Source organism: Kosakonia sp. CFBP8986 (genome assembly GCF_034044935.1).
GTDB classification, from domain to species: domain Bacteria; phylum Pseudomonadota; class Gammaproteobacteria; order Enterobacterales; family Enterobacteriaceae; genus Kosakonia; species Kosakonia cowanii.
The window spans coordinates 1-22300 of sequence record NZ_JAXCXB010000006.1; the positions used below are offsets into that span (position 1 = coordinate 1).

General features: G+C 56.5%; 21 protein-coding genes, 2 tRNA genes, 2 rRNA genes and 1 pseudogene. 14 read left to right on the plus strand and 12 right to left on the minus strand.

Annotated features, from left to right (window positions below):
* From SOM48_RS14850 to SOM48_RS14860, 3 genes are all read left to right on the plus strand, one after another.
* Positions 1–76: ribosomal RNA gene (locus SOM48_RS14850) — 23S ribosomal RNA — on the plus strand; the annotation flags it as partial.
* A 90-nt stretch (positions 77–166) separates the two neighbouring features.
* Positions 167–282, plus strand: a 5S ribosomal RNA gene (gene rrf / locus SOM48_RS14855).
* A 56-nt stretch (positions 283–338) separates the two neighbouring features.
* A tRNA-Asp gene (locus SOM48_RS14860) sits at positions 339–415 on the plus strand.
* Positions 416–499: 84 nt separating this feature from the next.
* Here SOM48_RS14860 and fabF read toward each other — a convergent pair.
* Together fabF and SOM48_RS14870 are read right to left on the minus strand one after the other, a co-directional pair.
* Positions 500–1780: a beta-ketoacyl-ACP synthase II gene (fabF, locus tag SOM48_RS14865; RefSeq protein ID WP_320512234.1), complete on the minus strand. Its 1281-nt coding sequence runs from the start codon at positions 1778–1780 to the stop codon at positions 500–502.
* 2 nt (positions 1781–1782) lie between these two features.
* Positions 1783–2328, minus strand: coding sequence for a winged helix-turn-helix transcriptional regulator (locus tag SOM48_RS14870; RefSeq protein ID WP_054804267.1), 546 nt, complete (start codon positions 2326–2328; stop codon positions 1783–1785).
* A 184-nt stretch (positions 2329–2512) separates the two neighbouring features.
* Here SOM48_RS14870 and dkgB point away from each other — a divergent pair, with 184 nt between their 5' ends.
* On the plus strand, positions 2513–3316 hold the full coding sequence (dkgB, locus tag SOM48_RS14875) for a 2,5-didehydrogluconate reductase DkgB (RefSeq protein ID WP_320512235.1): 804 nt from the start codon (positions 2513–2515) through the stop codon (positions 3314–3316).
* Positions 3317–3350: 34 nt separating this feature from the next.
* Here dkgB and yafC read toward each other — a convergent pair whose 3' ends face one another.
* Positions 3351–4247 carry a DNA-binding transcriptional regulator YafC gene (gene yafC, locus SOM48_RS14880; RefSeq protein ID WP_042717373.1) on the minus strand — a complete coding sequence of 299 codons (897 nt, stop codon included), beginning with the start codon at positions 4245–4247 and terminating at the stop codon, positions 3351–3353.
* Between the two features lie 215 nt (positions 4248–4462).
* Between yafC and SOM48_RS14885 the strand changes: the two genes are divergently transcribed.
* The gene (locus SOM48_RS14885) at positions 4463–5263 is read left to right on the plus strand and encodes an endonuclease/exonuclease/phosphatase family protein (protein WP_054804268.1); all 801 of its coding nucleotides are present in this window, start codon (positions 4463–4465) and stop codon (positions 5261–5263) included.
* A gap of 60 nt (positions 5264–5323) precedes the next feature.
* Here SOM48_RS14885 and mltD read toward each other — a convergent pair whose 3' ends face one another.
* Together mltD and gloB are read right to left on the minus strand one after the other, a co-directional pair.
* The gene (mltD, locus tag SOM48_RS14890) at positions 5324–6694 is read right to left on the minus strand and encodes a murein transglycosylase D (protein WP_128483607.1); all 1371 of its coding nucleotides are present in this window, start codon (positions 6692–6694) and stop codon (positions 5324–5326) included.
* A gap of 73 nt (positions 6695–6767) precedes the next feature.
* Positions 6768–7523: a hydroxyacylglutathione hydrolase gene (gene gloB, locus SOM48_RS14895; RefSeq protein ID WP_320512236.1), complete on the minus strand. Its 756-nt coding sequence runs from the start codon at positions 7521–7523 to the stop codon at positions 6768–6770.
* 33 nt (positions 7524–7556) lie between these two features.
* Here gloB and SOM48_RS14900 point away from each other — a divergent pair, with 33 nt between their 5' ends.
* The gene (locus SOM48_RS14900; protein WP_054804270.1) at positions 7557–8264 is read left to right on the plus strand and encodes a class I SAM-dependent methyltransferase; all 708 of its coding nucleotides are present in this window, start codon (positions 7557–7559) and stop codon (positions 8262–8264) included.
* Here SOM48_RS14900 and rnhA read toward each other — a convergent pair.
* The gene (gene rnhA, locus SOM48_RS14905) at positions 8261–8833 is read right to left on the minus strand and encodes a ribonuclease HI (protein ID WP_161629337.1); all 573 of its coding nucleotides are present in this window, start codon (positions 8831–8833) and stop codon (positions 8261–8263) included. The two genes, SOM48_RS14900 and rnhA, sit on opposite strands and share 4 nt — an antisense overlap.
* On the opposite strand from rnhA, the gene dnaQ reads away from it, so the two are divergent.
* A complete protein-coding gene (dnaQ, locus tag SOM48_RS14910; RefSeq protein ID WP_042712390.1) occupies positions 8787–9518 on the plus strand; it encodes a DNA polymerase III subunit epsilon in 732 nt (243 codons plus the stop codon). The two genes, rnhA and dnaQ, sit on opposite strands and share 47 nt — an antisense overlap.
* Before the next feature lie 134 nt (positions 9519–9652).
* Positions 9653–9729 (plus strand) — tRNA-Asp (locus SOM48_RS14915).
* A gap of 46 nt (positions 9730–9775) precedes the next feature.
* Here SOM48_RS14915 and SOM48_RS14920 read toward each other — a convergent pair.
* A complete protein-coding gene (locus SOM48_RS14920) occupies positions 9776–11248 on the minus strand; it encodes an NCS1 family nucleobase:cation symporter-1 (RefSeq protein WP_320512237.1) in 1473 nt (490 codons plus the stop codon).
* Positions 11249–11285: 37 nt separating this feature from the next.
* Here SOM48_RS14920 and SOM48_RS14925 point away from each other — a divergent pair.
* From SOM48_RS14925 to puuE, 3 genes and pseudogenes are all read left to right on the plus strand, one after another.
* Positions 11286–11855 (plus strand): annotated as a pseudogene (locus SOM48_RS14925) (GntR family transcriptional regulator); the annotation flags it as partial.
* Positions 11852–12589 carry an aspartate/glutamate racemase family protein gene (locus SOM48_RS14930; protein WP_320512238.1) on the plus strand — a complete coding sequence of 246 codons (738 nt, stop codon included), beginning with the start codon at positions 11852–11854 and terminating at the stop codon, positions 12587–12589. The pseudogene SOM48_RS14925 and the gene SOM48_RS14930, both read left to right, overlap by 4 nt.
* Positions 12590–12619: 30 nt before the next feature.
* Complete coding sequence (gene puuE, locus SOM48_RS14935) at positions 12620–13561, plus strand: allantoinase PuuE (RefSeq protein ID WP_076769420.1); 942 nt, start codon at positions 12620–12622, stop codon at positions 13559–13561.
* 33 nt (positions 13562–13594) lie between these two features.
* Here the strand turns inward: puuE and xni are convergent, their stop codons facing one another.
* The 5 genes from xni to queF form a co-directional block, all read right to left on the minus strand.
* A complete protein-coding gene (gene xni, locus SOM48_RS14940) occupies positions 13595–14347 on the minus strand; it encodes a flap endonuclease Xni (protein ID WP_320512239.1) in 753 nt (250 codons plus the stop codon).
* A gap of 112 nt (positions 14348–14459) precedes the next feature.
* Positions 14460–15827, minus strand: a complete 1368-nt coding sequence (locus SOM48_RS14945; RefSeq protein WP_054804272.1) for an L-serine ammonia-lyase — start codon at positions 15825–15827, stop codon at positions 14460–14462.
* A 57-nt stretch (positions 15828–15884) separates the two neighbouring features.
* The gene (locus tag SOM48_RS14950; RefSeq protein WP_023479482.1) at positions 15885–17174 is read right to left on the minus strand and encodes an HAAAP family serine/threonine permease; all 1290 of its coding nucleotides are present in this window, start codon (positions 17172–17174) and stop codon (positions 15885–15887) included.
* A 457-nt stretch (positions 17175–17631) separates the two neighbouring features.
* Complete coding sequence (gene ppnN, locus SOM48_RS14955) at positions 17632–18996, minus strand: nucleotide 5'-monophosphate nucleosidase PpnN (RefSeq protein WP_076769421.1); 1365 nt, start codon at positions 18994–18996, stop codon at positions 17632–17634.
* 89 nt (positions 18997–19085) lie between these two features.
* Positions 19086–19931: an NADPH-dependent 7-cyano-7-deazaguanine reductase QueF gene (gene queF / locus SOM48_RS14960; protein ID WP_312481343.1), complete on the minus strand. Its 846-nt coding sequence runs from the start codon at positions 19929–19931 to the stop codon at positions 19086–19088.
* 68 nt (positions 19932–19999) lie between these two features.
* Here queF and syd point away from each other — a divergent pair, with 68 nt between their 5' ends.
* The 3 genes from syd to truC all read left to right on the plus strand — a co-directional run bounded on the left by syd (position 20000) and on the right by truC (position 22299).
* On the plus strand, positions 20000–20545 hold the full coding sequence (gene syd / locus SOM48_RS14965; protein WP_054804274.1) for a SecY-interacting protein: 546 nt from the start codon (positions 20000–20002) through the stop codon (positions 20543–20545).
* A 630-nt stretch (positions 20546–21175) separates the two neighbouring features.
* A complete protein-coding gene (locus SOM48_RS14970; protein WP_054804275.1) occupies positions 21176–21505 on the plus strand; it encodes a YqcC family protein in 330 nt (109 codons plus the stop codon).
* Entirely contained in the window at positions 21505–22299 is a 795-nt protein-coding gene (gene truC / locus SOM48_RS14975) for a tRNA pseudouridine(65) synthase TruC (RefSeq protein WP_054804276.1), read from the plus strand. Before SOM48_RS14970 ends, truC begins: the two co-directional genes overlap by 1 nt.
* The last annotated feature ends 1 nt before the right edge of the window (position 22300 follow it).

Below are 22300 nucleotides of genomic sequence, written 5' to 3' on the forward strand. Positions count from 1 at the left end.
ACGTTGATAGGCCGGGTGTGTAAGCGCAGCGATGCGTTGAGCTAACCGGTACTAATGAACCGTGAGGCTTAACCTTACAACGCCGAAGATGTTTTGGCGATGAGAGACGATTTTCAGCTGATACAGATTAAGCCGTCCGGCTGACGCGGGATGGCAACAGAATTTGCCTGGCGGCACTAGCGCGGTGGTCCCACCTGACCCCATGCCGAACTCAGAAGTGAAACGCCGTAGCGCCGATGGTAGTGTGGGGTCTCCCCATGCGAGAGTAGGGAACTGCCAGGCATCAAATTAAGCAGTAAACCGGGGCAACAAACCGGTGGTTGTAGAAAAAATTCGGTGGAGCGGTAGTTCAGTCGGTTAGAATACCTGCCTGTCACGCAGGGGGTCGCGGGTTCGAGTCCCGTCCGTTCCGCCACTTATTTTAAGAACCGTATCTCTCACGAGATACGGTTTTTTTTCGTCTGCAATTTGTGAAAAAAGGGCCAAACGGCCCTGTTATTTACTCTTCCCAGCGCTTTAACAGCAAACTGGCATTCACCCCGCCGAAGCCAAACCCGTTCGACATCGCGTAGCGAATCTCAAGTGGGCATGCGGCAAGCGCCACCAGATTTAACCCATCGGCCTTCTCATCAGGGTGATGCAAATTCAGCGTCGGTGGTGCGATCTGTTCACGCAACGCCTGAACCGTGAAGATCGCTTCAATACCGCCCGCGGCACCCAAAAGATGCCCGGTCGCTGACTTAGTCGATGTAATCGCTACCGTACTGTTCGCACCAAACACACGCTTTATCGCTGCCAGTTCGCCCTTATCACCAACCGGAGTAGAGGTCGCATGAGCATTAATGTGCTGGATATCGGAGGCTGAAATTCCCGCCTGACGGATCGCGGCTTCCATCGCCCGTGCGGCACCGTTACCATCTTCCGGGCCGGCAGTGAGATGATGCGCATCTGCGCTGGTGCCATAACCCACCAGTTCCGCCAGCGGCGTCGCACCGCGTGCCAGCGCATGTTCGAGCGATTCAATCACCAGCAGCCCGGCACCTTCACCCATCACAAATCCATCACGATCGCGATCAAATGGGCGTGAAGCAGTTGTCGGTTGATCGTTAAAACCGCTCGACAGCGCGCGCGCCGCTGCAAATCCGGCAAGGCTTACCCGATGGATCGCCGCTTCACTGCCGCCGCATAGGGCGATATCTGCCTCGCCGCTGCGTATCAACCGCGCGGCATCACCAATGGCCTGCGCGCCGGCCGCACATGCCGAAACGGGCGCGCCGATCGGGCCGCGAAAACCATAGTTAATCGAGACATGGCCGGCTGCGAGGTTGGCAAGGAAAGAGGGAACGGTAAACGGGGAGAGTTTGCGAGGCCCGCGTGAATCGGTGGTGCGCACCGCGTTGGTGATCTCACTGAAGCCACCGATCCCGGTGGCAATCACCGTCGCAGTTCGATCGCGCTGCGCCTCCTCCTGCGGGAACCAGTTCGCCTGCGTCAGCGCTTCTTTCGCTGCCACCAGTGCGAACTCAATAAAACGATCCATCTTTTTACGTTCTTTCGCCGGGATCGTGCTTAAGGGATCGAAACCGTGATGCGGATCCTCTTCAATCGAAGGGACCTGGCCTGCCACTTTGCAGGCAATATCGTCGACCATTTCGTCGTCAAGGCGGGAAATACCCGATTTGCCCTCAACCAATGATGACCAGACGTGGGAAAGGCCGCAGCCCAGCGGGCTGACAATGCCCATACCGGTTATAACGACGCGCTTATGCGAAATGCTCATATTCACTCCTCCTTATTCATCTGTAATTGTGGCGCATATTTCAGCGACGTCTCCCCGGCCTGCTTACGTTGCAAATATTGATGACGATAGTGGAGAACCGGCGAGGCTGCCGGGCCTGGCACCATGGCGTATTTTTCAGGGGTTATGGCTTCGCCGGTGGCCTTATCGACGAGGATCGCTTCAACCGGGCGCGCGGTTTCCCGCTCAACCAGCATCATCTGTGGGCCTTCAGGTGAGAAATGACGGTTTCCCCACTGCGCCAGCGCAATGATGACTGGACGAAAATCATAGCCTAACGGCGTGAGGTGATATTCATAGCGCGGCGGGGTTGTGCTGTAGCTCACCTTTTCAAGCAATCCCTCTTCAACCAGTTCCTTCAGGCGCCGGGAGAGAATGTTCGGCGCAATATTGGCGTTTTTCTGGAACTCATCAAAACGGGTAAAGCCTGCGAAGGCGTCGCGCAGGATAATCATGCTCCAGCTATCACCAATGCGTCCCAGACTTCGGGCAATAGGGCAGGGAGCCTGGTAAAGTGCTTCATTTTTCATGGTGGTATCTGCTGTAGTAAACATGCCACACCAAAGTGACATAGTGACTTTCAATATGCAAGTAACTACTTTTAGCACTATTGCCGCTGCGGCAAATATCCTCTGCTTTACTGCCTCTTTTTCCCCCGTGCTCAACTCACCATAATCACGCCATCTGTTAAGAAATAATGAGAGAGGAATTGATATGTCTATCCCTGCATTTGGTCTGGGGACCTTCCGTTTAACCGATGAAGCGGTTATCGCCTCGGTGAAAACCGCCCTTGAACTGGGTTATCGCGTGATTGATACCGCACAGATCTATGGCAATGAAGCCGCCATTGGCGAAGCGCTGGCGCAGAGTGGCGTCGCGCGGGAATCGCTGTTTATCACTACTAAAATCTGGACTGAAAACCTGGGTGAAGGCCAACTGATCCCAAGCCTGCAAGAGAGCCTGAAGAAGTTAGGCACCGACTACGTTGATTTGACGCTGATTCACTGGCCATCGCCGGGCGCAGCGGTGCCGGTTGCCGAGTCGATGCAGCAGTTGATGAACGCCAAAGCGCAGGGGCTAACGCGTCAGATCGGCGTCTCCAACTTCACGATTGAGTTAATGGAGCAGGCGATTGCAGCAGTCGGGGCGGAAAATATTGCCACTAACCAGATTGAGCTTTCACCCTATCTGCAGAACCGAAAAGTGGCGCAGTGGGCAAAAGAGCACGGGATCCACATCACCTCCTATATGACGCTGGCGTATGGTAAGGCACTGAAAGATGCCACGATTGCCCGCATCGCGCAGAAGCACAGCGCAACGCCAGCGCAGGTGATCCTGGCATGGGCTATGGGTGAGGGGTACGCGGTGATCCCATCCTCAACCAAACGCGAGAACCTGGCGAGCAACCTGCAAGCGAAGACGCTCGAACTGGATGCGGATGACAGAGCCGCTATCGCCGCGCTGGATTGCAATGACCGGCTGGTCAGCCCGGAAGGGCTTGCGCCTGAGTGGGATTAATCAGCAACGTGACGGGAGCCTGGCTCCCGTTTTTTTATCTGCCCGTCTGCGGCACATGCTCGCTGACGAAGTCGATAAAGGCGCGGATACGCGTACTCACCGCCCGATCGCTGTAGTAGACGGCGCTGAAGGGCATCTCTACCGGCAGCAGTTTGTCTGACATCAGCGCAACCAGCTCGCCGCTCGCCAGCTCTTTATCAATCATATAATCCGACAGGCTGGCGATACCGTTGCCGCTCAGACAGAGATGTTTAAGGGTTTCACCGCTATTAGAGGCGAGCGTGGGCGTCACCTCCAGCAGTTGACCATCCGCTGCCGCCACCGGCCAGGTATTCAGCGATACCGGCTCGGTAAATCCGAGGCAGACATGGTTTTGCAAATCCTCGACCGTTTCAGGCGTACCGTAACGGGCAAGGTATTCGGGCGAAGCGATAATTTTGCGGTAGCTCTTAAAGAGCGGACGCGCGCGCAGGCTGGAATCAGTCAGCTTGCCGACGCGAATAGCGACATCCACTTTACGTTCAATCAGGTTGATAAAGGTTTCGCTCGAGACCAGCGACAGGCTGATCTCCGGGTAACGTTCACGAAACGGCTTAATCAGCGGCATTAAAAAATGCAGCACTACCGGCGTGGCGGCATCGATACGCAGCGTGCCGCGCGGCACCGATTTATTCTCCATCACCTCGTTTTCCGCCGCCGCCATCTCCTGCAGCACCGTTTGTACGCGACGGAAATAGCGCTCGCCCTCTTCAGTGAGACTAAGCTGGCGAGTGGTGCGATTGAGCAGGTTAACGCCGAGCTTATTCTCCAGCTTCTTCACCGCCCGGCTAATGGCGGAGTTTGCCTGACCAAGACGTTCAGCGGCACGGCTAAAACTGCCGCTCTCCACGACCGCGACAAAAATGGCGAGTTCTTCCGAGGTGGTTTTCATTATTGCCTCTGTAGCAACATTTCAACGAGATTATTCATGCGCGTGTATTTAACCACGCCGCGTGTCGCAACGCCATCGCGCGGCCTAAAGGTCAATGGCACCTATACAAGCTGGCGCTTTTCTGGTGATTATTCGTTGAAACTATGGTCTACAATCCCTATAACTGAGTGACGCCCCTTTTTCGGGCGCGGAAATCAAAGAGGTTCAAAGCCGAAGTGGCGAAAAATACTTACGCTATGCGATATGTTGCCGGACAACCTGCGGAGCGCATTTTACCGCCGGGATCGTTCGCCAGTATTGGTCAGGCTTTACCTGCCGGGGTTCCTCTCAGCCAGGATGAAAAGATCCGCGTACTGGTATGGAACATCTTCAAGCAGCAGCGGGCGGAGTGGCTCTCGGTGCTGCAAAGCTTCGGCAAAGATGCGCACCTGGTTCTGTTGCAGGAAGCGCAGACGACGCCCGAACTGGTGAGTTTCGCAACCAGCAACTATCTTGCTGCCGATCAGGTTCCCGCCTTTGTGCTGCCTCAGCACCCCTCAGGCGTGATGACGCTCTCTTCTGCCCATCCGGTCTATTGCTGCCCTCTGCGCGAGCGTGAGCCGATTCTGCGGCTGGCAAAGTCAGCCCTGGTGACGGTCTACCCGCTGCCGGACAGCCGTAATCTGATGGTGGTGAATGTGCATGCGGTCAACTTCAGTCTCGGTGTCGATGTCTACAGTAAACAGCTGCTGCCGATTGGCGACCAGATTGGCCGCCACGATGGCCCGGTAATTATGGCCGGCGATTTTAATGCCTGGAGCCGCCCGCGCATGAATGCCCTCTACCGTTTCGCGCGCGAAATGGCGCTGAGGCAGGTACGATTCACCGATGACAATCGCAGTCGAGCCTTTGGCCGACCGCTCGATTTTGTCTTCTACCGTGGCTTAAACGTTGATGAGGCGTCGGTGCTGGTGACCCGCGCATCGGACCACAATCCGCTGCTGGTGGAGTTTAGCCCGCTCCCTTCCGGCAAGTAGGGCGAAAAAAAGATAAAAAAAAGCACCGTGGGGAAACGGTGCTTTTTTTATTGCTTCAGGTCAGGAGTCTGGCGTCGCGCTGTTCTTCACGAAGAGCGTGATTTGATCGCCCGGCCGCAGATTGGAGGTATCGGTGTTCCAGCGCATCACATCTTTGATGTTCACGCCGTGACGTTTCGCGATACTCGACAACGAATCACCTTTGCGCACGCGATAGGTAATGCTATCGCTGTTGCTGGCAAGACGTTGTGCGCTGCTGCCTGCACCAACCGTCAGGTTTTGACCCACCTTCAGATTCGCGCCGCGCAGATTATTCCACTGCTTCAGATCCTTCGCGCTTACGCCGAGGCGTGACGCGATGCCTGAGATCGTATCGCCTGAGCGAACCTTGTAGCTCTTGCTGGAGAGCGGGGTGTTATCCGCAACCAGCGTCGGCTGTACGGCGGCGATTTCGCCGGATGCCAGCGACTCACGCAGCTGATCTGCATGTTTCTTCGGCACCATCACGTACTGTGGACCAGCTGAACCCAACGTCGAACCTTTAACGCCTGCGTTAAACGCCTTCAGTTTGTTGACGGAAATTCCCGCCATTTCAGCCAGCTGACTCACTTCTACCGGGCTACTCAGCCTGACGCGCGCCAGCGCACGGCTTTCGTCCGGCGTCGGCAGATTAATGCCATAGCGTTTGCTGTTTTTGAGAAGATCGCTCAACGCCAGCATCTTAGGCACATAAATCTTTGTTTCATAAGGCAATGACAGCGACCAAAAATCGGTGGGTTTCCCCTGCGCTTTGTTCGCTTTAATTGCCTTCAGCACGCGGCCTTCACCGCTGTTATAGGCGGCAACGGTCAGTAACCAGTCGCCGTCAAACATACGGTTAAGACGCTGCATCATGTCGAGCGCGGCCGTGGTAGAGGCCACAATGTCACGACGCGCATCGTAGCTGCGTGTCTGTTTTAAACCATAATTTCGCCCTGTGCTCGGAATGATTTGCCAAATGCCTGCGGCATTGGCACCAGACGTTGCGTGCGGGTTAAAAGCGCTCTCCACTATGGGTAGTAGTACCAGTTCCATGGGCATGTTACGTTTTTTAACTTGCCCAGCTATCCAGTACATATACGGCTCTGCCCGTAAAGTTACATCGTGGAGATAGCTCTTATTGTTTAAATACTTCAGTTTCTGTTCGCGAATCCGGCTGTTTTCCGGAATTCCCATCTTTAGCTCGTCGCTTATGGAGGCCCACAAGTTGCTATCCGTTTGGTCGGCGAGTGTTCCGTCGTCCATCCAGCGTGCCTGACTTGTGAACTTCCCAGCTTCCCCTTGACCAGCTGCAGAAAGGCTCTGTGCGTGCTGTTGTACCGAACCGTCGCGCTGCGACGCCTGGCACCCCACGAGCAGGACAGAGGCGAGTAATATCGCTTTTGCCTTCATGTGTGTGTCAATAGTAGTTGCTTAAAAGACGAGCGATGATAACGGCGATGTTTTCAAAAGGCAACCCGCAATGTCAGAAAGCATCTTTCTTTGCCCGTAACCAGGCGAAACGCTCCTCTGGATGTTGCAATAGGCTTTCTTGATTTATTACTTCAATTAAATCAGCATCTTCCGTGCGTAAAAATAAATTTATTTTCCGCTCATTTTTCAGAATTACAGGGAGTGTCTTTTCGTTTTTAGCACGTAACTCACTCACTTTCTTATAGTATTCCTGAACCTCTGCATCTTCAGGCAGCACGCTGACAGCAAACTTCATATTCCCTAAAGTGTATTCATGTGCGCAACAAATCACCGTGTCATCGGGAAGGGCGTTAATTTTACAGAAGGATTGATACATCTGCGTTGCCGTCCCTTCAAATAATCTTCCGCAGCCGCCAGAGAAGAGCGTATCGCCGCAAAAAAGGTAAGGAAAACTGAAGAAACAGATATGTCCTAAAGTGTGACCTGGGGTGGCGAAGACCGAGAAATCCTGGCCTAAAACGGTGACCGTATCGCCTTCGGCCACAACCTGAGTGGTGCCCTTATGTTGTGTCTCCGCTGGCCCATAAACCACTACATCAGGGAAAGCGTCGCGCAGTGCCTGCACACCGCCGACATGATCTTTATGGTGATGCGTCAGTAGAATAGCTTCGGGTTGCCACTTGTGCTCTTCAATGGCACGCAGCACCGGGGCGGCTTCGCCCGGATCGACAATCAGGCAACGCCCGTCATCCTCGCTCAACACCCAGATGTAGTTGTCCTGAAACGCGGGAATACTGTTAAGATTCATAAATTACCTCTCAAAGCGTAGCGGAAGGTTGTAATGAAGCCGGCAAGGACTCCCCGAAAATTCGTCGCGCCCGTAAACTGGGGCGCGCTCCCAAAAGGTGTTTATTACCGTCAGGCGCTGGAGGAGGAGCTCAAGCCGTGGCTGGTGAAAATGTATGGTTTTCACCTGCTTAAGATTGGCAACCTCAGCGCGGAAATCAACCTTGAAAGCTGCGCGATCTCCCACCAGGTCAATGTCTCTCTGGCAGGCGAACCGGCGCAGGTGCGCGCGGATCCGCTCTATTTGCCGTTTGCAGAAAAGTCCGTCGATGCCTGCCTGCTGGCCCATACGCTGCCCTGGTGCCCCGATCCTCACCGGCTGCTGCAGGAGGTCGATCGTGTGCTGATTGACGATGGCTGGCTGGTGATGAGCGGGTTTAACCCCATCAGCCTGTTAGGCGCCTGCAAAGCGGTGCCGTTTGCGCGCCGCTCGCCGGCGGTCAAAAGCCGAATGTTCACCCTCACGCGCCAGTTTGACTGGCTCGCGCTGCTCAATTTTGAAGTGCTTCATTATAGCCGCTTTCGCGTGTTGCCCTGGACGAAGCAGGGCGGAAAGCTGCTGAGCGCGCATCTGCCGGCGTTGGGCTGTATGCAGCTGATCGTGGCCCGTAAACGCACCATTCCGCTGACCATCAACCCGTTAAAGCAGAGCCGCTCACGGGCGCGCGTGCCGCAGGCCGTTGGCGCGACACGGCAATCTTAAGCCAGCGTTTCCGGCTGGTAACCGACATCTTCCTGGGTGGGATTCATCGCCGCCGCGCGCGCCAGCTCATCGCAGCGTTCGTTTTCCGGATGCCCGGCGTGGCCTTTCACCCACTCCCAGCGGATTTGATGCTGGCTGAGCGCTGCATCGAGCCGCTTCCACAGGTCGACATTTTTAACCGGCTTCTTATCCGCCGTTTTCCAGCCGCGTTTTTTCCAGTTGTGGATCCACTGGGTAATGCCCTGGCGCACATACTGGCTGTCGGTGCTGAGCACCACTTCGCAGTGCTCTTTCAGCGCTTCAAGGGAGACAATCGCCGCCATCAGCTCCATGCGATTGTTGGTGGTTAAACGGTAGCCTTCGCTGAAGGTCCGTTCATGTCCGCGATAACGTAAAATGGCGCCATATCCACCCGGTCCCGGATTGCCGAGGCACGATCCGTCGGTGAAAATTTCTACCTGTTTGAGCATCTCTGGTAGACTTCCTGAGTTGAAAACGACAAGTCTGACATAAATGGCCGCTATGAGCACTGCAATTACACGACAGATCGTCCTCGATACCGAAACCACCGGTATGAACCAAATCGGTGCGCACTACGAAGGGCATAAGATCATTGAGATCGGTGCGGTTGAGGTGATAAACCGCCGCCTGACCGGCAATAACTATCACGTCTACCTGAAGCCCGATCGTCTGGTGGACCCGGAAGCGTTTGGCGTTCACGGCATCGCCGATGAGTTCCTGCTGGATAAACCGACCTTCGGCGATATTGCCGATGAGTTTATCGACTATATCCGCGGCGCGGAGCTGGTGATCCATAATGCCTCGTTTGATATCGGCTTTATGGATTATGAATTCAGCAAGCTGAACCGTGGAATTCCGAAAACCGAAACCTTCTGCAAAATTACCGACAGCCTGGCGCTGGCGCGCAGGATGTTCCCGGGCAAGCGTAACAGCCTTGATGCGCTCTGCTCGCGTTACGAAATAGATAACAGCAAGCGAACGCTGCACGGCGCACTTCTCGACTCCCAAATCCTTGCCGACGTCTATCTGATGATGACCGGCGGCCAGACATCGATAAAATTTTCGATGGAGGGCGAGAACCAGAATCAGTCAGGCGAAGCGGGGATCCAGCGCGTTGTGCGCCAGGCAAACAAACTGCGCGTTGTTTTAGCCAGTGATGAAGAGCTGATGGCCCATGAATCGCGCCTCGATTTAGTACAGAAAAAGGGCGGAAGTTGCCTCTGGCGCGGCTAAATTCATTTATTAACCGTGAAAAATCAGCCCGTGGGCGATTTTTGCAGCAAACGATTCAAAACAAGAGAAAAAGCGTTGACGGCACCAGGCGCAATACGTAATATGCGCCTCGTTCCCTAACAGGAACACAACGCGGAGCGGTAGTTCAGTCGGTTAGAATACCTGCCTGTCACGCAGGGGGTCGCGGGTTCGAGTCCCGTCCGTTCCGCCACTATTCAGAAGGCCTGAATCAGCAATGATTCAGGCCTTCGTCGTTTCTACTCCTTCACCACCGCGCGCTGCGCGATAAATCCGCTCTCCACGCCCGCGCGCTCATGACGCGCCAGCCAGCAGTAGCAACCTGCACCGAGAAAGACACCGATAAACCAGCTGAAGTTTGCCACTTCGTGCAGCGCCGGAATAAAGCTGATCACCAGGCCCACCATCACCGACGGCAGCAGCGCGGCAATCGCTTTGGGGTTAAAGCCGTTTTTGTACCAGTAACGCCCGGTCGGGGAGACGGTAAAGAGATCGTCGACAAACACCTGGCCGCGTTTAATCAGGTAGAAGTCCGCCAGCAGAATACCAAACAGCGGGCCGATACAGGCACCGAGCACATCCAGCGTGTAGTGGATTAACTCCGGCGACTGGAACAGGTTCCACGGCGTCAGCAGCACCGAGCCGACCGCCGCAATCATTCCCCCGGTACGGAAGCTGATCTTCTGCGGCGCGCAGTTAGAGAAATCAAACGCCGGTGAGACGAAGTTCGCCACGATATTAATGCCGATAGTCGCAGTAATCATGGTCAGCAGGCCAATCGCCATCGCCAGATCGCTGCCGACGTGGCTGACGGTTTCAATCGGGTCGGTGATCATTTTGCCAAACAGCGATTGCGTTCCCGAGACAATCACCACCGTCACAATCGAGAAGAGCAGGAAGTTGAAGGGCAGTCCCCAACGGTTGCCGCGGCGGATCGCCTGCATGCTTTTGCCGTAGCGGGAGAAGTCACCAAAGTTGAGCAGCGGGCCGGAGAAGTAGGAGACCACCAGCGCCGTGGCGGTGATCATCTGCCACGCTTGTTCACCCGGCGTCAGCGCCTTGCTGGCAAGGGTAAAGGAGATGCCGTCAAACCCGGTCTGGTAGAGGATCCAGCCCGCCAGCGCCATCATCACTACATACACCGCCGGTCCGGCGACATCAATAAAGCGTTTGATCGCGTTCATTCCGTGCCAGAACACCAGTGCCTGCAGCGCCCACATAATGCCGAAGCAGATCCAGCCCAGCGCCGACAGCCCCAGAAAGTGGCTGCTTGTCAGCGCGCCCAGCGAAGGCCAGAATTTCAGCGCCACCAGCATCAGGGCGTTGGCGGCGAGATAGGTTTGAATCCCGTACCAGGCGAAGGCGATAAGTCCGCGGATCACCGCCGGAATATTGGCGCCGAATACGCCAAATGCCTGACGGCAAATCACCGCATAGGGCACGCCGGTCATCTGGCTCGGCTTCGCCACCAGGTTTGCACAGAGCTGCACAATACAGATCCCCACCAACAGGCAGAGCAGCACCTGCCAGCTGGCGAGCCCTAAGGCAAAGAAGCTAGCGGCAACCACATAGCCGCCCATGCTGTGCACATCGGACATCCAGAACGAGAAGATGTTGTACCAGGTCCAGTTCTGCTGGCGAGTCGGGGCAAGGTCCTCATTGGTCAATCTTGGGCTATAACGAGCATCGTACTGCGGTTCAGGGTTTGGCATGGAATCTGCTCCTTTAAATAGCGATAGCGTTCATAGGTCTGCTATCGGCTATCGTAAAGTGCTCACACGCCTTGCAACGGTGCAAATGATCACCATCGCGCCCAGGCGCGGTGCATTTGTCGCTAATCCTGGCATCGACGAGTCAAAAGAGATCTTCGCCACGCGCAAAATGATCGAGTGTGCCAACCTGCCGCAGGTGCTGGCACATCTGCAACCGCCGCATCTGGCGGCGCTGGAGGCGATCATTGGCGAGGAGGAAGCGGCGCACCAGCAGCATGACGGCGCGGCGGCCATTCGCCACTCGGCGGCTTTCCATATTCAATTACAGGCGATATCGGGCAATGCGGTGGTGACCGACATTATCACCACTCTGACGCAGCGCTCCTCGCTGGTGATTGCCGCCTGGGGCGCGCCGTGGCAGCAGGGCTGCCGCTGTCACGATCACGATGCGTTAATCGAACTCTTACGTAACAAAGACCTGGCGGGCCTTGAGCATGCCATGGCGCACCACTTCGACCACATTGTTTCCAGCCTGCGCTTTGAGCGCAGCGGCGAAACGCTGCCCGATTTTACCCGCCTGTTTGGCACCCGAGGAGAGCCGCAATGAGTGCATTTTGTATACAAGTCATCAACCCCAATACCAGCCCGGAGATGACCGAAACCATAGCCAGCGCCGCGCGCCGCATCGCCTCGCCGGGCACAACTATCCTCGCCAGCTGCCCGACGCAGGGCGTGGAATCCATAGAAGGGCATTTCGATGAAGCGATTGCCGCCATCGGCGTGCTGGAGCAGGTAAAGCAGGGCAAAGCGCAGGGCGCGCAGGGGCATGTGATCGCCTGCTTTGGCGACCCGGGATTGCTGGCGGCGCGGGAACTGGCGAGCGGCCCGGTTATCGGTATTGCCGAAGCGGCAATGCATATGGCGACGCTGGTGGCGACGCGTTTCTCGATTGTCACCACGCTGCCGCGCACGGTGATCATCGCCCGCCATTTACTGCGCCAGTATGGCTTTGAACATCACTGCGCCGCGCTCCACGCCATCGATTTACTGGTACTGGCTTTGGAAGATGGCACGGGTCTTGCTCAGCAAAAGGTACGCGAGCGTTGTATACAAGCCAAACGTGAGGATGGAAGCGGGGCGATTGTGCTGGGGTGCGGCGGTATGGCGAATCTTGCCAGTGAACTGACGCAGGAGTTGGGCATCCCGGTGATCGACGGCGTAACGGCGGCGGTCAAAATGGTTGAGTCTCTGCTCGCCCTCGGTTTTGGCACCAGTAAATATGGCGATCTCGCGTATCCCAATAAAAAGCCGCTTTCAGGATGCTTCGATATGCTCAGCTGAAGGCGGCCCCGGTTAAGAGGTCGAATCAGCATGCAAGCAGCAACCGAGACTCCCTTCTGGCACTTTACTGCCGACTACCCGCGCGATATGGCGGGCTACGCCGGCAAGCCGCCGCACGCACAGTGGCCGGGCGGCGCGCGCATTGCCGTGCAGTTTGTGCTTAATTTTGAAGAGGGCGGCGAGAACCACGTTCTGCACGGCGACAGCGGCTCGGAGCAGTTTCTCTCCGACATCATCGGCGCGGCCAGCTACCCGGCGCGCCATATGTCGATGGACTCCCTCTATGAGTACGGTTCGCGCGCCGGTTTCTGGCGCATCCATCAGGAGTTTCAGCAGCGCGGCCTGCCGTTAACGGTGTTTGGCGTAGCGATGGCGCTGGCGCGCAACCCGGCGATTGTCGAGGCGATCAAGGCGGCGGATTATGACGTGGTGAGCCACGGCTGGCGCTGGATCCACTACCAGGATCTCGATATCCAGACCGAGCGCCAGCATATGCAGCAGGCGATTGAGATCCTGCAAACGCTGTTCGGCAAACGCCCGCTCGGCTGGTATACCGGGCGCGACAGCCCTAATACCCGCGCGCTGGTGGTAGAGCAGGGCGATTTTCTCTATGACAGCGACTACTACGGCGACGATCTGCCCTTCTGGACTACCGTCGGCGAGAAACCGCATCTGATTGTGCCCTACACGCTGGATGCCAACGACATGCGCTTTGCCACCGCGCAGGGGTTTAACACCGCTGAGCAGTTTTATACCTACCTGAAAGACAGTTTCGATGTGCTCTACGCCGAGGGTGAAACGGCACCGAAGATGATGTCGATCGGCATGCACTGCCGTCTGCTGGGGCGACCGGGGCGGTTTCGCGCCCTGCAGCGTTTTCTTGATTACGTGCAAAGCCATGACAAAGTGTGGATCTGCCGCCGCCAGGAGATCGCCGAGCACTGGCTGAAACATCACCCCTATAAAGCGTAACCGGCCCGCTGCCCGCCAGTGCGCGGGCGAGGGTTAGCGCGTCAGGCGCAGTTGCTGCAGGTTGCCATCAAGCTGTAGATCCGTTTGCAGTCGCGCGACATCCCGGCAGATAAAGGCCATTTCGCGGTGGGCCTCCAGTTTCTGCCGCCACTTCTCAGGCACCTCGGCAAGATTGTCATACAGCGCTTCCAGCGTGGGAAAAGAGCTGAGCAGTTGGGTGGCGCTTTTCGGCCCGATCCCGGCGACGCCCGGCACTTTTGAACTGCTGATGCCCGCCAGCCCCCAGTAATCCGGCAGTTGCTGCGGCGTGACGCCATACTCCTGGTCAATAAACGGTGCATCCAGCCAGCGTTTCTGGAAATAGTCGCGGATGCGGATGGTGGGCGAGAGCAGCTGGCAGTAGCCTTTGTCCGTCGAAACAATCGTCGCCTCTTGCCCCGCCTGCGCCATTTTCACCGCCAGCGTGGCGGCGAGATCGTCGGCTTCATTGCCCGGCGTCGCCCAGCAGCGAATGCCGCGCTGCTCAAACGCCGCGCGCAGGGCGGGCATCTCCTGATGCAGCGGCTCCGGCATCGGCGGTCGGCCCGCTTTGTAGTCCGGCAGCAGCTGGTGGCGCCAGCCCTGATTGCGCGCTTCATCATCGAACACCGCCACCGCGTGGGTCGGCTGGCTATGCACAATCAGTTGCTCGAGCGCGTGCAGGCAGGTCTCCGTGCAGGGTGAACCCTGCACCGCATGAATACGGCGGATAAGATTGAGTGCGTCGACAATAAGCAGATGAGCCACGGATACCCTCCTTGTAAGCGAGCGCTAAGGGTAACATTGCCCGCTTTATGAGGCTATGAAACGGTGACTATTCAGGAAGATGCCTCGCAAAACGAGGCATCTGTCAGGCAGGTTAATCGCAGGTAACGACCTTCATCGCCAGCCCGCCGCGGGAGGTTTCGCGGTACTTGGCGTTCATATCTTTGCCGGTTTCGTACATCGTCTCGATCACCTTGTCGAGGCAGACGCGCGGCTCGCTGGTGCGGCGCAGCGCCATACGCGCGGCATTAACAGCCTTAACCGAGGCAATGGCGTTACGCTCAATACAGGGCACCTGCACCTGGCCGGCGACGGGATCGCAGGTCAGACCGAGGTTGTGCTCCATACCGATTTCCGCCGCAATGCACACCTGCGCCGGGCTGGCACCGAGCAGTTCAGCCAGACCGGCAGCTGCCATCGAGCAGGCGACACCCACTTCGCCCTGGCAGCCCACTTCCGCGCCGGAGATGGAGGCGTTCATCTTATAGAGTGAGCCGATGGCGCTGGCGACCAGCAGATAGCGTGCCAGCGAGTTAGCGTTCACTTCACGGATAAACTTGTCGTAATAGGCCAGCACCGCCGGGACAATGCCGCAGGCACCGTTGGTCGGTGCGGTCACCACGCGGCCACCGGCAGCGTTCTCTTCATTGACCGCTAGCGCGAACATATTGATCCAGTCGACAACCGCCATCGGATCGGTGGTGGTTTTATCACTGCTGACCAGCATGCGGCGCAGCGCGGCGGCACGACGCGGCACGCGCAGCCGTCCCGGCAACACGCCTTCGGTGTTGATGCCACGCTCAATGCCGCCGTGCATCACCTCCCAGACACGCGTCAGGTGCTGCTCCAGCTCCTCTTTGCTGTGCAGCGCCAGCTCGTTTTTCATCATCAGGCCGGAGAGGGAAAGCCCGCTCTCCTGGCAGTGACGTTGTAAATCGGCAGCGTTTTTATAGGGGTAAGGCACCTCAACCGGCGCGCTGGTGGTCTGGCCGAAGTGTGCTTCGTCGACAATAAAGCCGCCGCCAATCGAATAATAGGTCTGGCTGTAGAGCACCGTTTCGCCCGCCAGCGCGGTGATGCGCATGCCATTCTCATGCAGCGAGAGATTATCGGCATGGAAATTCATGCAGCGATCGACCGGGAACTCCACTTCGTGCTCGCCGTTCGCCAGCAGCAGGCGGCCGTGCGTATTCACATCCTGAATAAAGCCTGGGATCGCATCAATATCAACGCTATCTGGCAGGTTGCCGGCCAGCCCCATAATAATGGCGATATCCGTATGGTGGCCTTTGCCGGTCAGGGAGAGCGAGCCGTAAACGTCGACCACCACGCGGGTAACGTCGCGCAGCAGGCCGCGGGCAATCAAATCATCGGTGAACTGTTTGCCGGCTTTCATTGGGCCGACGGTGTGCGAGCTGGAGGGACCGATACCGATCTTAAAAATATCGAATACGCTGATCATAACGCGTTATCCATGACAAAGAGGGATCGCGCCGCCCGGCTGGACGGCGCGCAGAGATTAGCTGAACAGGGAGTAGAAAATCGCGGAGATAGCGATAAGACCCATAATCACAATGAAGACGTTGCTGATGTGACCGCTGTATTTACGCATCGCCGGAACACGGGCAATCGCATACATCGGCATCAGGAAGAGGATCATGGCGATAATCGGGCCGCCCAGCGTTTCAATCATGCCGAGGATGCTCGGGTTCCAGGTCGCAACAGCCCAGGTGGTCAGCAGCATAAACAGCGCGGTAATGCGGTTCAGCTTGTTGATTTCGATGGTTTTGCCTTTGCCGCGCAGAGATTTAATCACCATACCGTTGAAACCTTCACGCGCGCCGAGGTAGTGGCCGAGGAAGGATTTGGTGATGGCGATCATCGCGATGATCGGCGCCATCCAGGCGATGACTGGCGCATTAAAGTGGTTAGCCAGGTAGGAGAGAATCGAGATGTTCTGCTCTTTCGCCGAAGCCAGATCGGCCGGTGCCAGGCTCAGCACGCAGCTGAAGACGAAGAACATTACCGTCAGCACCATCATGATGTGGGCGAATGCCAGAATGCGTGAGCATTTACGTTCTGCTTCTGCGCCGTACTCTTCACGTTTCGCCACGGCGAAGGAGGAGATGATCGGTGAGTGGTTAAAGGAGAAGACCATCACCGGGATCGCCAGCCACAGGGTCATCCACAGGCCATTGCCGGTCGCAGACGCGCTGTTGAAGGAGAGGGTTTCCAGCACCGCGCCGTTCCACTGCGGGATCAGGTAGACCGCGAGCAGCATCAGGGCGATAACAAACGGGAAGACCAGGATGCTCATCGCTTTAACGATCATCTGCTCGCCGAAGCGCACGATGGTCATCATACCGACGATCAGAATCAGGGAGAGAATGGCGCGCGGCGGCGGCGTCATGCCCAGCTGGTGGGTCATAAAGCTGTCGACGGTATTGGTGATCGCCACGCTATAGACCAGCAGAATCGGGTAGATGGCAAAGAAGTAGAGCAGGGTAATCAGTTTACCCGCGCCGATACCAAAATGTTCTTCCACCACTTCGGTGATATCTTCGCCGGGATTTTTACCGGAAAGCACAAAGCGGGTCAGGCCGCGGTGTGCGAAGTAGGTCATTGGGAAGGCGAGGATCGCCATGATGATCAGCGGAATCAGTCCGCCTACGCCAGCGTTGATGGGCAGGAACAGTACGCCAGCGCCAATCGCGGTACCGTAGAGGCCTAGCATCCACATGGTGTCGGTCTTACGCCATGCGCTCCGCGTTCCGGTTGAAGCCAGATTACTGGTTTGAGTCGTTTCCATTGGTAAATCTCCTGGGAAAATCAAAAAGCTGCCATTTAGACAAATCGTTTGCCATCCACGTCAGCGGTAATATTTTATCCGGTTGATTGCGGCTATTTTTATAATTTCTTACCGCAATTATTTGCGGCGGAAAGATACATGTATGTTATGACTCTATCAGTGATCAGGATCGCAATTGCAATAATCCACTTCTTAAGTGGGCATATTTAGACCATCTGTCTGCTTATCTAAAATCATCTGAGATTTATGGGCGCGAAGGCTATCACCCGCCAGATATGCGATCAAACTCACAGCGGTGAAAGACGATAAAAGCGCTGTAGATCATCCCATTAGCAGTGATTTATCGACTTTTAAGCCAACTGGAGTGGATCATTACCTTGTGCAGGGTAGGGGAATTGCCGCGCGAAAGGCGGGAAGGTATAAGGGCGGCTTATGGCCGCCCGGTAAAAAGGGGTTATCAGGCGCAGATTTCGTAGCAGGGGATATAGGCCGATCCGGGGAGTTTCATACGGTGCTGGGCGACAAAGCCCTGCAGCAGATCATCCATCCGGCGCATCATGTCGCTGTCGCCATGAATTTTGTAAGGGCCAAACGTCTCAATCGCACGAATGCCGTGCTCTTTAACGTTACCCGCCACAATGCCGGAGAAGGCGCGACGCAGATCCGCCGCCAGCACTTCGACGGGTTGATCCGGGTAGAGCTTCAGGTTGGCCATATTTTCATGGGTCGGCTCGAACGGCACCTGCAGATCCGGCGCAATGCGAATTGACCAGTTGAAGCTGTAGGCATCGCCGGTTTCGCGACGATTCTCTTTCACCTGCGGCATCGCCTTTTTCATCTGGCGCGCCACTTCGGCCGCATCGTTGATGATGATGGTGTAGTGACGGCGCGCGGCTTCGCCCAGCGTGTTGACGATAAATTCATCCAGCACGCGGAAGTAGTCGGCGCTCTCTTTCGGCCCGGTGAGGATCAGCGGCAGCACCTGATTTTTGTTCGCCGGGTTCATCAGAATACCCAGCAGGTAGAGCAACTCTTCCGCCGTGCCGACGCCGCCCGGGAAGATAATGATGCCGTGGGCGATACGCACAAACGCTTCCAGACGCTTTTCAATGTCCGGCATGATAATCAGCTCGTTAACCAGCGGGTTTGGCGGCTCTGCGGCGATGATCGATGGTTCGGTCATGCCGATAAAACGCCCCTCTTTATAACGCTGCTGCGCGTGGCCGACCGCTGCGCCCTTCATCGGCGCTTCCATTGCTCCCGGCCCGCAGCCGGTACAGATATTCAGCTCGCGCAGGCCAAGCTGGGTGCCGACGCGGCGTGCGTAGAGGTACTCGGTTTCGTTGATCGAGTGGCCGCCCCAGCAGACCACCATGCTCGGCGCTTCGCCGACGTGCAGGGCACGGGCGTTACGCAGAATTGAGAAGACCAGGTTGGTGATATGGGTCGAACTCTCCATATCAAGATGCTGAAAGCGCCCGGCGTTATGGATCTGGCCGTTCACAAACAGGATATCGCGCAGCACGGCAAACAGGTTGGCCTGTAGCGCGCGGATCAGACGCCCGTCGACAAACGCCTCTTCCGGTGGGTTAATCAACTCCAGCTTGACGCCGCGTTCACGGCGCAAAACGTTGATATCAAAACTTTCGTTACGGGAGAGCAGCTCTTTGCTGCTGTCGGTCTGGCTCCCTGAGTTCAGTACAGCGAGCGAACAGTTGCGAAACAGTTGATACAGGTCGCTGCTGGCCGTGCGTTTAAGCATATCGACTTCCAGCTGCGACAACATATCCATCGAGCCAAGCGGGCTAATATGTGTAATCAAGTGAACTCCTTACGGGACGAAAATTTTATCTTCCCTGCTGATTACAATAGCCCTGGCTTATGACGTTTAACAACCTGTCAACGCATGTTTTACTGGCGCGCCAGCCGCCCGGTTGCCGGAACGAAGTCTGTATTGCTGCGCCACGGGTTGATATCGAGGCCGCCGCGTCGGGTGTAGCGCGCGTATACGCTGAGGGATTCCGGCTGGCAGAAGCGCTGAATATCCGTAAAGATGCGCTCAACGCACTGCTCGTGAAACTCATTATGATGGCGGAACGACACCAGATAGCGCAGCAGTTTTTCCCGGTCGATTTGCGCCCCGCGATACTGGATCTGCACCGAGCCCCAATCCGGCTGGTGGGTAATCAGACAGTTGGATTTCAGCAGATGGCTAACCAGTGTCTCTTCCACCACTTCGCCATGCGCGGCGTCGGTCAACAGCGCAGCATCAAACTCATAGTTATCAATAGCGATATCCTGATCGTCGATGCAGAGGCCAGCAAAGTAGGCAACCGGCTGGCCTTCCAGCTCATCGACGCGGTAGAGCGTGACGCTTACCGCACCCTGCGCGCAGGCGCTGAGATCGCGTTGCAAGGTGCTGCGTACTTCATCCCAACTGGCGAAACGGGTCTGGTTAAAGCTGTTGAGATAGAGTTTAAAACTTTTAGACTCCACCAGATTGAGGCTGGCGTAATCCAGTTCCACCTGGCCGACCGCGACCTGCGGCAGCCCGTTGGCATTGAGCCAGGAGAGCTCATACAGCGTCCAGATATCCGCGCCGTGAAAGGGGAGGTTATCAGCCTTCAGCCCAAGGGGATCGCGGTTGAGGGAGCGCGGCACGCCTTGCAGCAGGCTGGCGTCATAGGTGTCGCGGTAGTCGGTGGTTTTGCCCAGCGTCAGGCCCGAAAGCGCCTGGTGGTTATCATAAGAAGACATGTTTCATCGCCATTTTGCAGGTAAACTATGGTGCAAGTTTATCCTGGCTTAAGTAAAGAGAGAAATCGGTGGAAAAAGAGACGGCTCAGGCGCTGAAAGCCTTTACGGAACGTTATTGCGATGCGTGGCATGCGGCGCACGGCAGTTGGCCGCAGAGTGAAGATCTGTATGGTGTCCCTTCGCCCTGCATTATCTCTTCTACCGACGATGCCGTTTTCTGGCAGCCGCAGCCCTTTACGGCGCAGCAGAACGTCCACCCCGTTGAACAGGCGATGGAGATTGTGGTACAACCGCCGATCCATGCGTTCTATACCACGCAGTTTGCCGGTGATATGGGCGCGCGGCTGGGGGATATCAGCCTGACGCTGCTGCAAACCTGGAGCGAAGCGGATTTTGTCCGGGTACAGGAAAATCTGATTGGGCACCTGGTGACGCAGAAAAGGCTCAAATTATCGCCTACACTTTTTATTGCCACGCTTGAGAGCGAGCTGGACGTCATCTCGGTGTGTAACCTGAGCGGTGAGGTGATGCAGGAGACGCTCGGTACGCGCAAACGCACGCGTCTGGCCAGCGATCTGCCCGATTTCCTCACTCAGCTACAACCCGTCGTGTAAGCCCTTAGCCTACATCCCGTGTGAGAGATCTCTTACAAAGCCTGTAGGAGATCGGCTGTTCGTATTCTATAACTCACGTGAGTTATCTTTATTTAAACAATTATAAATCATAATGTTAATACTCCACTCCCTGGAGTTAATGCCCGATTACGGCATAGCTTTGTCGTTAAGTCTCCTTGTAAGACCGGCCGGAATACGTAATTCTATCTCCTGTCGACACGGAGTCTGACTAAGAGACGTACATCAGGATGATGTTGTTTCTGGACACACCGGGAAGGTGCTTCACGGACAGACTTCAGGACGAAGTGAGAGGATATCGCCGGAGTGCGTTAAAGGACACCTCCAGGACGGAGAATGAGAGCCGGTCAGGATGGACGGTAGATCAGGAGGATCCAGGACACGCTTTAAGGATAAGGCCAGGTCACATCGGGGTGGTGTGAGCATGATGCGTTGTTTAAGGATGAACGGGTCAGGAGACCGCAGGAAAAGTTTTCATGGATGAGCAGGGAGCACACGGGTAGCCGGATAGCTGCGAAACGAACCGGGAGCACTGTTTTTACAGTGCTCCCTTTTTTTATTTCTCCCGCTCTTTGCTATGCTGCGCGCCAGTCTGATTAAACGGGGGCTTTTATGACTCAACATCAACGCGTGCGCCAGCAGCTTCAGCTGATTGAAGCGCAGCTGCGCGAGCACGATCTCTGGCAAACCACTGCCCCGGCGCTGAGCGCCTTTGAGAGCACGCAACCCTTCTGCATGGACACCCTCGCACCCTTTGAGTGGCTGCAGTGGGTGCTGATCCCACGTATGCATGCGCTGCTCGACAGCAAGCAGGCGCTGCCGCAGGCGTTTGCTATCGCGCCCTATTATGAAATGGCCCTTGAGGCGACACACCCCTCCCGCGATGCGATGCTGGTTCATCTCCAGCAGCTTGACGCGCTGTTTAGCGACGAAAATCACTGATGCTGGAGATAATCTACCAGGATGAGTGGCTGGTCGCCGTCAACAAACCCTCCGGTTGGCTGGTGCACCGCAGCTGGCTCGACCGCGACGAAAAAGTGGTGGTGATGCAGACCGTGCGCGACCAGATTGGTCAGCATGTCTTTACCGCCCATCGTCTCGACAGGCCGACTTCCGGCGTCCTGCTGATGGGGCTCTCCAGCGAAGCGGGGCGGCGTTTATCCCAGCAGTTTGAACAGCACCAGATGCAGAAGCGCTACCACGCGATTGTGCGCGGCTGGCTGATGGAGGAGGCATTGCTCGACTATCCATTGGTCGAGGAGCTGGACAAAGTGGCGGATAAATTCGCCCGCACCGACAAAGATCCGCAGCCTGCCGTAACCCACTATCGCGGCCTTGCGACGACCGAATTACCGGTAGCGATTAGTAAGTTTCCCTCTACGCGCTATGGGCTGGTTGAGCTGGAGCCGAAAACCGGACGCAAACACCAGCTTCGCCGCCATCTCTCCCATCTGCGCCACCCGATTATTGGTGACAGCAAGCATGGCGATCTGCGGCAAAACCGCAGCGCGGCGGCGCATTTCGGCCTCAACCGCCTGATGCTGCACGCCAGCCAGTTAAGCCTTACGCACCCGTTTACCGGCGAGGCGCTAACCCTGCGCGCCGGCTTCGATGCGGTATGGATGCAGGCGCTGGATCAGTTCGGCTGGCGCGGCCTTCTCCCTGAGAATGAAAGGGTTGAGTTTAGCGGCCTCAGCGGTCAGGATGAGGGCAATCTGGAATCACGCAAGGAGTGAT

What these genes read in the sequence shown, in the direction of transcription:
- fabF (WP_320512234.1), bottom strand. Translation starts at nt 1,780, where the DNA reads ATGAGCATTTCGCATAAGCGCGTCGTTATAACCGGTATGGGCATTGTC.
- SOM48_RS14870 (WP_054804267.1), bottom strand. Translation starts at nt 2,328, where the DNA reads ATGAAAAATGAAGCACTTTACCAGGCTCCCTGCCCTATTGCCCGAAGT.
- dkgB (WP_320512235.1), top strand. Translation starts at nt 2,513, where the DNA reads ATGTCTATCCCTGCATTTGGTCTGGGGACCTTCCGTTTAACCGATGAA.
- yafC (WP_042717373.1), bottom strand. Translation starts at nt 4,247, where the DNA reads ATGAAAACCACCTCGGAAGAACTCGCCATTTTTGTCGCGGTCGTGGAG.
- mltD (WP_128483607.1), bottom strand. Translation starts at nt 6,694, where the DNA reads ATGAAGGCAAAAGCGATATTACTCGCCTCTGTCCTGCTCGTGGGGTGC.
- gloB (WP_320512236.1), bottom strand. Translation starts at nt 7,523, where the DNA reads ATGAATCTTAACAGTATTCCCGCGTTTCAGGACAACTACATCTGGGTG.
- SOM48_RS14900 (WP_054804270.1), top strand. Translation starts at nt 7,557, where the DNA reads ATGAAGCCGGCAAGGACTCCCCGAAAATTCGTCGCGCCCGTAAACTGG.
- dnaQ (WP_042712390.1), top strand. Translation starts at nt 8,787, where the DNA reads ATGAGCACTGCAATTACACGACAGATCGTCCTCGATACCGAAACCACC.
- SOM48_RS14920 (WP_320512237.1), bottom strand. Translation starts at nt 11,248, where the DNA reads ATGCCAAACCCTGAACCGCAGTACGATGCTCGTTATAGCCCAAGATTG.
- SOM48_RS14930 (WP_320512238.1), top strand. Translation starts at nt 11,852, where the DNA reads ATGAGTGCATTTTGTATACAAGTCATCAACCCCAATACCAGCCCGGAG.
- puuE (WP_076769420.1), top strand. Translation starts at nt 12,620, where the DNA reads ATGCAAGCAGCAACCGAGACTCCCTTCTGGCACTTTACTGCCGACTAC.
- SOM48_RS14945 (WP_054804272.1), bottom strand. Translation starts at nt 15,827, where the DNA reads ATGATCAGCGTATTCGATATTTTTAAGATCGGTATCGGTCCCTCCAGC.
- SOM48_RS14950 (WP_023479482.1), bottom strand. Translation starts at nt 17,174, where the DNA reads ATGGAAACGACTCAAACCAGTAATCTGGCTTCAACCGGAACGCGGAGC.
- queF (WP_312481343.1), bottom strand. Translation starts at nt 19,931, where the DNA reads ATGTCTTCTTATGATAACCACCAGGCGCTTTCGGGCCTGACGCTGGGC.
- SOM48_RS14970 (WP_054804275.1), top strand. Translation starts at nt 21,176, where the DNA reads ATGACTCAACATCAACGCGTGCGCCAGCAGCTTCAGCTGATTGAAGCG.
- truC (WP_054804276.1), top strand. Translation starts at nt 21,505, where the DNA reads ATGCTGGAGATAATCTACCAGGATGAGTGGCTGGTCGCCGTCAACAAA.